Genomic DNA, 4,395 nt, shown 5'->3' on the forward strand with positions numbered 1-4,395 from the left:
TCCCCAATGCGGCAACTCCTGACGCATTCTTTCCGGCTCCCGCGTCCCCGCGATCGTCCACGAGAAGGTGCCATGTCCGGTAAACCACAACAGCCACCGCGCGCGACCGGGGACTCCCACCTCGACGCCCTCCTGGCCCGCCGCTACAAGGACTACGAGCAGCACTACAAACGGTACGGAGTGTCGTTGGGTGCGATCGCCCGCGAGCTTGCCCCTGACGGGGCGGGCCGGGACGAACACCGCAACCTCGCGGCGCGGATCGGCCGCTTCTACCTGACCGGAACGGGGCGGTCCGCCGCCCGCTGGGCTTACTTCGAGACGGAGCTTCGGCTGTGGTTCTCCGCCGCGAAGACGCCAGCCGCGGAGCGAAAGACCATACTGGATGAGTACGCCGCGCTGTATCGCCGGGCCTTCCCGCACGCGACCGACGGCCCGTACGGGGCGCGGGCGGACACCGACGTGTCGTTCGAACAGCATGTCCAGAGTATCATGGCCGGGTTCACCCGGCTTCTCGGCACGAAGAGCATGCCCAGTGAATTGTCCGGTGAGGAGCTCCGGCGGATCGCCGGCGACCTGATTCCTCTCCTGGACAACAAAAGTATGTTCAATCCCTGCCTGGCCCTGAGCATGGAGATGACCAGAAGGCCGTTCGATGAGCAGAGCCGAGCGGCCGCGGAGGCGATCACCACGTGCGACGAACGGCTCGCTGAAATCGATCAGGCGCTCTGCGGGATCGGGGGACACGGTGTCCGGCGGCTACGCCGCGCCATCGCAGAGCACCGAACGGAACACCGTCGGATGCTTATGCTCCCCCCGATTGCCGACGGGGCCTTCCCAGACCTCGCCCGTACCGACGGCGTGCATCCGCCCGCAGGCACGGGATCGCCGTTGTCCGCCGGGTCCGCGGGGGGAAGGCCCGCCACGGGAACCGGATGTGACGGTGAACCGGATGTGACAATGGCCTGCCGATGACGGCACAGGGGGCGGTAACCGGTCCGCTTTCGGCGGCGGGAACGGCACCGGCCAGACTCGTCCCCCGATCGGCATTTATGATCATCTTTTTGGGGGTGGGGTGGGCGTGGCAGGCTGCCGGGTGTGAGCAGGGGCAGCGCCGCGGCCGATCACGTCCGCGGCACAGACGGCGAGGACGGTCCCCCGGCCGGGGCGGGCAGCACCCCGACCGATGTGCCCGATGTTTCCAATGGGCCCAAGGAGTCCGGTTCGCCAGGTGTTCCAGGTGTTCCAGGTGCGCCCGCCGGAGGCGGGCCGGACGCGGGTACCGATGTCGGGGCGGCCGCGGCGGGTCCGTCGTGGGACATCATCCTGTCCCACGCGAACGCGCCGCGGGACGCCGCGTGGGCGCGCTGGCTGGCCTGGCAGCTCGAGCAGGCCGGCTACCGGGTTGTGAGCCATCCGCTGACCGCGGCCCCCGCGGGACCCGACCCCGCCGGGGACACGGCGCTCCCCGGCGGGGTCGCGCTCGACCTGGACCGGCATCTCACCCTCGGCGGGGAGATCCTGCTGATCTGGTCGTCCGCCTACCTGGCCGCGCTCACCCGCTCGGCCCAGGCCGGGGCCGCCGTGCCGGTGCCGGCGGTCCGTCCCGCGGCGGGGGACGGTGCGAATGCCGCCCTCGGGGGAACGGGCGCCCCTGCCGGGGGAACGGCGGGTGTCGGGGGAACGGCGCGGGGAGGATCGGCAGGGCGCCCGGCCCGGCCGGGTCATGCTGGTACGGATCGAGGACCGCGCCCGGCCCGGCCCGTTCGGGCATCTGCTCGCCTTCGACCTGTTCGGGCTGGACGCCACCACCGCCCGCGACTGGCTGCTACGCCAGGTCACGGTCGTTGCCCCGTGGCCGGCCGGGGGGCTCGTGCCACCCCCCTTTCCCGCGGAGGTCCCGGCGGATGCGACGGGGCCCGGCCGGCGCCCGCACCGTTCCCGCGCCGGGCACGCACACCCGGGCTCCCGGGATCTCAGCGCGGCACGACGGGTCGCGGTGCTGCCGCAGGAGCGCGGTCATCCGATAAGCGTGGCGTTCAGCCCCTCCGGCTCGCTGCTGGCCACCGGCGGCACCGACACGACCGTACGGCTGTGGGCGTGGGCGTTCCCCGCCCCGCCGCGACTGATCGCGACCGTCGGCTACGGGCGGCGGATCAACCAGGAGTGGGTGCGGGCGGTGACGTTCAGCCCGGACGGGCGGGTGCTCGCCGCCGCCGGGGACGCCGGCACCACCGTGCTCTGGCAGGTCGGCGACCCCACCCGCCCACTGCCGCTGATGACGCTGACCGGGCATCGCGGCTACCTGCACGATCTCGCCTCCAGCCCGGGGGCACGCTGCTGGCCACCGCCGGCGACGACCGGGCGGTGCTGCTGTGGGACCTGGCCGGACCGGGGGCTCCCCGGCGGGCTGCGGTCCTCGCCGGGCATCGCGGTCCCGTGCGGGCGGTGACGTTCAGCCCGGACGGGACCCTGCTGGCCACCGGTTCGCAGGACCGGACGGTGATCCTGTGGGATCTCGCCGACCCGACCCGACCCGGCCGGCGGCGACGGTGACGCTGACCGGCGCGCGCGGTCCCGTGCACACGGTCGCGTTCAGCCCGGACGGCACCCTGCTCGCCGCCGGCGGCGGCGAGCGGACCGTGACCCTGTGCGAGGTCACCGATCCGGAGTGTCCCGGGCCCGCCCACCGGCTGCCCCCGCACGGCGGGCCGGTGCACGAGGTGGCCTTCGCCCCGGACAGCCGGCTGCTGGCCACCGCCGGCGCCGACCGCGTCACCGCCGGGTGGGAGCTGTTCCCTGGCCGCTGAGGGGCCGGGCCGGGGACGCCACGCCGGGATCGGGGCCGGGGACACCGGTCCACCGCCGGCGAAGCGGTGCGCGTTCAGGCGTCGCCGAGATCCTGCCCAAGGGGGAGATGGCGGTAGATGGTGGTCCGTCCGCGCCGGGTGAGCGCGGCCACCAGGTCGATCGGCACTCCGCCGGCGCGGGCGGCGCGGGCGGCCTCCCACATTCTCTCCTCCGCCTCGCAGGCGGCGTCGACTGAGGCGGACAGGGCGGCCATGAGCTCATGGTGAGCCTGCGTCCTCGGCGTCCACGGCGGGCGGGGCATCCACCCACCTTATGGGCGTACCAGATTGACATGCAAACACGTGGGAGATTAGCGTTTCAGATAGGTATGCGAACTGGGAATGTGATGCATCTGTCGCGGCATTGCCGCATTCTGGCCCTACCCGAGCATCCGAAGGGACCTCATGATGGCCAGATACACCTGCACGTACTGCGGTATCATCTCGGACCGGGTCCCCACCAAGGCCGAGGCATCCCAACTGCTCGCCACCCACATGCAGGTCCGCCACGGCGGGCTGGGCCGCGGCCCCCAACCGGCCGTCATCCCGCGGACCGGTTCACGTCGCGTCCGGCGCCGCTGACATTCCGCTGGCAGTCCCGCACCGCCCTTCGTCCCGCTCGCCCACGGAGCCGGGGCGGGGCACCGGGGGCGCCCGGTGGTGCTCAGGCGGCCGGCGACGGAGCGGCCAGTCCGATCAGCCGGTGCACACGCAACGGGACGGGCCTGCCCTGCACGACGAGGGGATCCGCCTCGCTCGCGGTGACGCTGTCCCGGACGAGATGATAGGTGGTGTCGCCGATGAAGATCTCGCCGGCGGGCGCGGCGTGTTCCAGCCGGGAGGCGACGTTCACCGGGTCGCCACTCACGCCACCGGCACTGACGCCACCGGCGGCGACGGTGACCTCGCCGGTGTTGATCCCGATCCGCACGCGTAGCCTCAGGTCCCGGTCGTGGTGACGTTCGGTGTTGAGCGCCTCCGTCGCGGCCCGGATCTCGAGGGCGGCGTGGACGGCGCGCAGCGCGTCGTCCACGTGCGGCTGGGGGACGCCGAACAGGGCGAACGCGGCGTCACCGATGAATCTCTCGACCGAGCCGCCGTGCGTGGAGACGATGGTGCGCACGAGGGTGAACGCCCGCCGCAGGACCTCCTGCAGCGATTCCGGGTCGATTCCTCTGGCCGATGTCGGTGGTCCCGGTGATGCCCACGAACATGCTCGTGACGGTGATGCAGGCGTCCCGTTCCGGGTCCTGCCGGATGTCGCCGGTATCCTCGCGTGCCATGGTCCCATCCTGACGCGCCGTCCCGCCGGTGAAGACGTGATTTCCGCGCCGTGGCCCGACCGGGGGATCGGGCCACGGCGTCGGCATAGCGCCGCCGACGACCGGTCTGCCGGTCAGCGGCGGCGCGGGGAACGAGGCGACCGAGGAGAACTCGCCGACCGCCGCGGCCGGGCCGCACTGGGCAACGACGAGGGGATCGGCGCCGTCCCGGGCGTGGGGTCCGAGCCTGCCGCGGGGCGCGTCCGGGGGTCCGGCCGCGCCGGGTC

At 73.0% G+C, this 4,395-nt stretch carries 6 protein-coding genes; 4 read left to right on the plus strand and 2 right to left on the minus strand.

Annotation, left to right across the window (positions count from 1 at the left end; all coding sequences use genetic code 11):
* Nucleotides 1–72 precede the first annotated feature (72 nt).
* The 4 genes from AC08OQ_RS13270 (at nt 73) to AC08OQ_RS13285 (ending at nt 2,807) form a co-directional block, all read left to right on the plus strand.
* Nucleotides 73–972, plus strand: a complete 900-nt coding sequence (locus AC08OQ_RS13270) for a hypothetical protein (protein ID WP_476601645.1) — start codon at nt 73–75, stop codon at nt 970–972.
* A 697-nt stretch (nt 973–1,669) separates the two neighbouring features.
* Complete coding sequence (locus AC08OQ_RS13275; RefSeq protein ID WP_476612082.1) at nt 1,670–2,449, plus strand: WD40 repeat domain-containing protein; 780 nt, start codon at nt 1,670–1,672, stop codon at nt 2,447–2,449.
* Nucleotides 2,446–2,553, plus strand: coding sequence for a WD40 repeat domain-containing protein (locus AC08OQ_RS13280; protein ID WP_462187353.1), 108 nt, complete (start codon nt 2,446–2,448; stop codon nt 2,551–2,553). The genes AC08OQ_RS13275 and AC08OQ_RS13280 overlap by 4 nt, the downstream gene beginning before the upstream one ends.
* Entirely contained in the window at nt 2,508–2,807 is a 300-nt protein-coding gene (locus AC08OQ_RS13285; protein ID WP_476601642.1) for a WD40 repeat domain-containing protein, read from the plus strand. Before AC08OQ_RS13280 ends, AC08OQ_RS13285 begins: the two co-directional genes overlap by 46 nt.
* A 74-nt stretch (nt 2,808–2,881) precedes the next feature.
* On the opposite strand, the gene AC08OQ_RS13290 is transcribed toward AC08OQ_RS13285, so the two are convergent.
* Complete coding sequence (locus tag AC08OQ_RS13290; protein WP_476612083.1) at nt 2,882–3,061, minus strand: hypothetical protein; 180 nt, start codon at nt 3,059–3,061, stop codon at nt 2,882–2,884.
* Between the two features lie 449 nt (nt 3,062–3,510).
* A complete protein-coding gene (locus AC08OQ_RS13295; RefSeq protein ID WP_476601640.1) occupies nt 3,511–3,969 on the minus strand; it encodes an adenylate/guanylate cyclase domain-containing protein in 459 nt (152 codons plus the stop codon).
* Nucleotides 3,970–4,395: the final 426 nt, after the last annotated feature.

Source organism: Frankia sp. CcCS3 (assembly GCF_977927575.1).

Coding starts and splice junctions, on each gene's coding strand:
- AC08OQ_RS13290 (WP_476612083.1), bottom strand. CDS start 3,061: ATGGCCGCCCTGTCCGCCTCAGTCGACGCCGCCTGCGAGGCGGAGGAG.
- AC08OQ_RS13270 (WP_476601645.1), top strand. CDS start 73: ATGTCCGGTAAACCACAACAGCCACCGCGCGCGACCGGGGACTCCCAC.